Source organism: Achromobacter sp., assembly GCF_057314935.1.
Genome location: NZ_DBHKZA010000087.1, coordinates 1 through 5,580, shown reverse-complemented (window position 1 = coordinate 5,580; position 5,580 = coordinate 1). Strand labels below are relative to the sequence as shown.

The following is a 5,580-nucleotide window of genomic DNA, read 5'->3' as shown; positions in this document are numbered from 1 at the left end:
AGGTTGTAGAGGTGGCCGGTCTGCTCCTGGAATTCGGTCATGCGGTCGCGCACGCGATCCAGGAGGCGCACGGCCAGCGCATGGCCCGCGGCGGTGGTGACGTCGTCGGCGCCGTGCGTGAAGTTGCGGATCATCTCGTTGATGCCGTTCACCCCCAGCGTGCTGAAGTGGTTGCGCAAGGTGCCCAGGTAGCGCCGGGTGTAGGGGTAGAGGCCCTGGTCGATGTAGCGCTGCACCACCTTGCGCTTGGTTTCCAGCACGTCGCGGCCCAGGCCCAGGAGCGTATCCAGGCGCGCCATCAGCTTGGCCTCGTCGCCTTGGTAGGTGTAGCCCAGGCGGGCGCAGTTGACGGTGACCACGCCTACCGACCCCGTCTGCTCGGCCGACCCGAACAGGCCGTTGCCGCGCTTGAGCAGTTCGCGCAGGTCCAGCTGCAGGCGGCAGCACATGGACCGCACCATATGGGGTTCCAGGTCTGAATTCAGGAAGTTCTGGAAATAGGGCAGGCCGTAGCGCGCTGTCATTTCGAACAGGCGGTCGGTGTTGGGATGGTTCCAGTCGAAGTCGGGCGTGATGTTGTAGGTGGGAATGGGGAAGGTGAACACGCGCCCCTTGGCGTCGCCGGCCATCATCACTTCAATGTAGGCGCGGTTGATCATGTCCATTTCGGCCTGCAGGTCGCCATAGCAAAAAGGCATTTCCTGTCCGCCCACGTACGGCACCTGTTCTTTCAGGTCGGCCGGGCAGGTCCAGTCGAACGTCAGGTTGGTGAACGGCGTCTGTGTGCCCCAGCGGCTGGGCACGTTCAGGTTGAAAATCAGTTCCTGCATGGATTGCTTCACCTCGGCGTACGTCATCGCGTCGCGGCGGATGAAGGGCGCCATGTAGGTGTCGAAGGAACTGAACGCTTGCGCGCCGGCCCATTCGTTCTGCAGCGTGCCCAGGAAGTTGACGATCTGGCCGATGGCGGCCGACATGTGCTTGGGCGGGGTGGATTCCACCTTGCCGGGAATGCCGTTGAAGCCTTCGGTCAGCAACTGGCGCAGCGACCAACCGGCGCAATAGCCGCTGAGCATGTCCAGGTCGTGGATGTGGATGTCGCCGTCGCGGTGCGCCTGGCCCGCTTCGGGGGTGAAAACGTTGGACAGCCAGTAATTGGCGGTGACCTTGCCCGCCACGTTCAGGATCAGGCCGCCCAGGCTGTAGCCCTGGTTGGCGTTGGCGTTGACGCGCCAGTCGCGCTGGTCCAGGTATTCCTCCATGGCGCTTTCCACATCCACCAGGGTGTGGCGCAGCGAACGCAGCCGGGCGTGTTGTTCGCGGTGCACGATGTAGGCGCGGGCGGTGCGCCAATGGCCCGCTTGGACGAGCGCTTCTTCGACCCGGTTCTGGATGGTTTCGACGCCGGGGCAGGGTTGGTCCGCCAGGGCGCCGATGACGATATCGGTCAGGGCTTGTGCGCCTTCCAGGTCCAACTCCCCGGTGCTCGCGCCTGCCGCCGCCATGGCGTGCGCGATCTTGTCGCGATCAAAGGCGGCGACGCGGCCGTCGCGCTTGAGGATGTGCTGGATAGACATTGTTGACACCATATGTAGTGGGGTATGAAAACTCTACCACCACATATGGTGCTATCGACGCGTGGCCTGCGCGCGATGTCAGCCTGGTTTGATGCGGGTCAAACGCGCGGAAGCGGTCCGCGGAAAACGCAATGCCCGAGGGGCGTCAGAAACCGATGCCGATGCCCGCCAGGGAAATGGCCACCGCCAGGGCGGCGGTGCTGGCGGCCGGACGCGGCGCCCAGGACAGCATGCCGACCCACAGCAGCGCGCCTGCGGACAGCCAGCCCAGCCAGGCGACCACGCCCACCGTATTGCCCCACAGGCCCACGCAAGGCAGCAGCGCCAACGCCAGCAGCAGCACGCCGGCGCCGCGCAGCACGCGCGTATGGCCGGCCGACGGATCGCGGCCCCAGACCTGATCGTAGTGGCGCGGCATGGCCAGGCTCAGGCAAGCCATGCCGGAGTAGGTCAGCAGCAAAGCCATCACAATGGCGAAGACGTCGTTCATGTTCATGCCGCAGCCTCTTGGTTCGCGCGGGGTTTGCGCTGGGCGGGCGCGGACAGGGGCTTCTTCCACAAACGGATGGCCGCCCAGGCGGATAGTACGCCAAAGGCGACGGCCGTCAGTTCAACACCGGCGCTTTCCCAATCGCCGCGGCCGATCTGCGCGAACACATGATCGCCCAGCGTCGCGAACGACATCAGAGGCAGCAGCAGGCACAGCGCCGCCAGCAAGCCCAGCTGCGAAATCCACGCGCGGCGCGGGCTGCACAGCCAGGCCAGCGCCAGCATCATCGCCCATATGCCGAAGAAGCAGCGCAGTTCCCATAGCACCCGGTTCTCCAGCGCCACGGGCAACAGGCGGTTGGCCCAGAAATAGCCGACGCACGCCACGGCCAGGCCGGCCAGGGCGGCCACGTTCAGGCCTTCGAACAGCCGGTACATGCGGGCCGTGGCGCCGCCAAATTCATTGCCCAGCTTGGCACGCCGCTTCACCATGAACAGCACGGCGCCCGTGCCCATCATGGCGGCGCCCGCCAGCCCGCAGATGAAGTACAGCCACTGGATGGCCAGGCCTCCGAAGCGCGCCATGTGCAGGTCGCTCATCACCTGGCGCACCAGCGCCGGCGTGCCGCCGTTGACGCCGCCCGCGGGCCGCGTGCGCAGCAGTTCGCCGGTGGCGCCCGAGAATTCGGCCATGCCGGTGGTGGCGCTGATGTTGTGGAAGGTGTCGCGGTCTTCGTTCCAACCGTAGACCGCGATCCGCATGGAACTGTCTTCCGGGTTGTTGATGACGATGGCGCGCGCGGTCTGGCCGATCAGCGCTTCGGCCTGCGCCACGATGGGTTCCAGCTTAGGGCTGGCAAGCGGCGTGCCGGTGCGCAGCGGTTTGACCTCGCCCTGCATCTCGGCCAGGTACAGGCGGGTGCCTTCCATCCCGGTGCCGTAATGGGCAGCGACCGGGGCAGGCATCAGCTCGGCGCTGGAGATCACGATGCCGGTGTACGCGATCATGAACTGGAAGGGCAGGGTCAGCACCGCAACGGCGTTGTGCGCGTCCAGCCATGAACGCTGCCCCTTTTTCGCGCGGAACGTGAAGAAGTCCTTGAAGATGCGCTTGTGGGTGACGACGCCGGAAATCAGCGCGACCAGCATCGCCATGGTGGCGAACGCCACGATCCACAAGCCGTAATGGCTTTCGTGCAGCGTGTAGTGGAAGTTCACGAAGTGCGTGCCGCCCATCGTGGCGCGGCCTTCCTCGTCGTGATGGTCATCCATTTCGGCGCCGGTCGCCGGGTCCAGTTCCGCATCGGCGTACTGGCCGTTCTGGTCGAACCAGTACACGGACAGGGCGTTTTCGTGCGAGCGGTTGACAGGCCAGATCTCCCACATCTCGGCGCCTGCGTGCTTGCGCGACATGTAGTCGATCGCCAGCTCCAGGCGGCGGGCGCGGTCCACGGGCGCGCTTTCCTGCTGCGCAGCCAGGGCCTCGGCCGCGTGATGCTCGGGCGTCATCCAATGGGTGATGGGTTCGGAGAACACAGCCAGCGACCCGGTCAGGAACACTGTGAACAGCAGCCAGGAAAACCACAGGCCGACCCAGGTATGCAACCAGGCCATGGATAGGCGGAAACCGGATTTCAGAACGGGCCTCTTTATTTGTTGTTGCCGCCGCGAGCCGGACGGATTTTGATTTTATTGAGAATGGTTCCAATTCTAAGCGAATTGGGGCCGGAGTTGCGACGCCAGGCATTCCGGCCTTTCCGTATCCCGCCGCACGCACGGCCGGACCAGGCATGGCGATTGCTGAAGGGGCGCCTCATCCGCTTGACTGTCCGCCTTGGCCGGTCGGGCCGCAGGTGCCACTGAAAGGAGCCCCCTGATGAAACACAAAGCCGGAAACGCCCAGCAGATCCACGAACTGCTCTACCAGGCGCTGGAGACCGAGATAGGCGGCCTGTCCGTCTACGAGACCGCGGTGTCCTGTGCCTTGAACGAAGACCTCAAGAAAGAGTGGAAGGAATACCTGGAAGAGACGCGCACCCACCACCGCGTCCTTTTGACCGTGTTTGAACAACTGGGACTCGATCCCGAAACCCAGACGCCGGGCCGCGGGGTCGTCCGGCATCTGGGCGAATCGCTGGTCAAGGCCATGAAGATGGCGGTCAGCGCCGGGGACCCGGACGCGGCGCAGCTGGTGGCCACCGAATGCGTGGTGCTGGCCGAAACGAAGGACCACGCGAACTGGTCGTTGATCGGCGTGATTGCCGACCAGCACACCGGCCGCGAGGCCAAGATCCTGAAGCAGGCCTATGACGCCGTGGCGACCGATGAAGACCACCACCTGTATCACACGCAAGGCTGGTCGCGTGAACTGTGGATCGAGTCCCTGGGCTTTCCGGCCGTGCTGCCCCCGCCCGAAGAGGTCAAGCAGGTGGAGTCCGCGATCGGCGCATCCCGTGCCGAACAGGCGCGCGACAAGATGCTGAAACACTAGGAGACCGACCATGGCAAGCAAGAAACCCGCAGGCAAGCCCCCGGCAGGAAAGGGCGGCGGTGCGCTCGACACCGCTTATATGAATACCGATAGCGGCCCCGCTGCCGGCCCTGCCGGCAAGCCCGGCCATCCGGCCTTGAAGCGCGCCGCTGCGGTGGGCGCCACGGCGGCGGCCATCCCCCACAACGCCGACAAGGCCGCCGAGTATGGCGCCGAGGCGGCGCGCTGTCCGGTTACCGGTGCGCACGTACCCCTTGCTGATCCGTCCGTCGGCGCCAGCACCTTGTCGGAAAGCGAAGTCTCGGACAAGACCGTCGATGCGGCCGCGCCGGGTGTGAATGCCGTGGACGGCGGGCTGGCGCGTGTGCGCTCGGATGCCGGCGACCAGATGATGACGACGAATCAGGGCGTGCGCGTCGCAGACAACCAGCATTCGCTCAAGGCGGGCTTGCGCGGCCCGGCCTTGCTGAAGGATTTCATCCTGCGCGAGAAGATCACGCATTTCGACCATGAGCGCATCCCCGAGCGCATCGTGCATGCGCGCGGTTCGGCCGCGCACGGCTACTTCGAGTGCTACGAGGCGCTGACCGACCTGACGGCCGCGTCGCTGTTCGCCGAAAAGGGCAAGCGCACGCCGGTGTTCGTCCGCTTTTCGACCGTGGCGGGCGAGCGGGGTTCCAAGGACACGGCACGCGACGTGCGCGGCTTCGCCGTGAAGTTCTACACCGATGAAGGCAATTGGGACCTGGTGGGCAACAATATTCCGGTCTTCTTCATCCAGGACGCGATGAAGTTCCCGGATCTGGTGCACGCGGTGAAGGCCGAACCCCATCACGGCATGCCGCAAGCCGCATCCGCCCACGACACGTTCTGGGATTTCGTCTCGCTGATGCCGGAATCCACGCATATGCTGATGTGGGTGATGTCCGACCGCGGCATCCCGCGCAGCTACCGCATGATGCAGGGCTTTGGCGTCCACACGTTCCGCTTCGTCAACGCCGAGGGCGAATCGCGGCTGGTGAA

General features: G+C 65.2%; 5 protein-coding genes. 2 read left to right on the top strand and 3 right to left on the bottom strand.

Translation table 11 applies throughout. From position 1 onward, the window contains the following. From ACO6D5_RS24950 to ACO6D5_RS24940, 3 genes are all read right to left on the bottom strand, one after another. Positions 1-1,577 (bottom strand): ribonucleoside triphosphate reductase (locus tag ACO6D5_RS24950; protein ID WP_485826856.1); only part of this gene is annotated, 1,577 nt, incomplete at its 3' end. Between the two features lie 145 nt (positions 1,578-1,722). Beyond that, positions 1,723-2,073, bottom strand: a complete 351-nt coding sequence (locus ACO6D5_RS24945) for a DUF3325 domain-containing protein (RefSeq protein ID WP_006223268.1) — start codon at positions 2,071-2,073, stop codon at positions 1,723-1,725. Next, the gene (locus ACO6D5_RS24940) at positions 2,070-3,680 is read right to left on the bottom strand and encodes a PepSY-associated TM helix domain-containing protein (protein ID WP_485826855.1); all 1,611 of its coding nucleotides are present in this window, start codon (positions 3,678-3,680) and stop codon (positions 2,070-2,072) included. Before ACO6D5_RS24940 ends, ACO6D5_RS24945 begins: the two co-directional genes overlap by 4 nt. A 262-nt stretch (positions 3,681-3,942) precedes the next feature. Here ACO6D5_RS24940 and ACO6D5_RS24935 point away from each other — a divergent pair, with 262 nt between their 5' ends. Both ACO6D5_RS24935 and ACO6D5_RS24930 read left to right on the top strand, forming a co-directional pair. Further along, positions 3,943-4,557 carry a hypothetical protein gene (locus ACO6D5_RS24935; RefSeq protein ID WP_315529390.1) on the top strand — a complete coding sequence of 205 codons (615 nt, stop codon included), beginning with the start codon at positions 3,943-3,945 and terminating at the stop codon, positions 4,555-4,557. A 10-nt stretch (positions 4,558-4,567) separates the two neighbouring features. After that, a partial coding sequence (locus ACO6D5_RS24930) for a catalase (protein WP_485826854.1) occupies positions 4,568-5,580 on the top strand: 1,013 nt, incomplete at its 3' end.

Bases quoted from the DNA above. Each gene is read 5' to 3' on its own strand.
- ACO6D5_RS24945 (WP_006223268.1), bottom strand. From the start codon at position 2,073: ATGAACATGAACGACGTCTTCGCCATTGTGATGGCTTTGCTGCTGACC.
- ACO6D5_RS24940 (WP_485826855.1), bottom strand. From the start codon at position 3,680: ATGGCCTGGTTGCATACCTGGGTCGGCCTGTGGTTTTCCTGGCTGCTG.
- ACO6D5_RS24935 (WP_315529390.1), top strand. From the start codon at position 3,943: ATGAAACACAAAGCCGGAAACGCCCAGCAGATCCACGAACTGCTCTAC.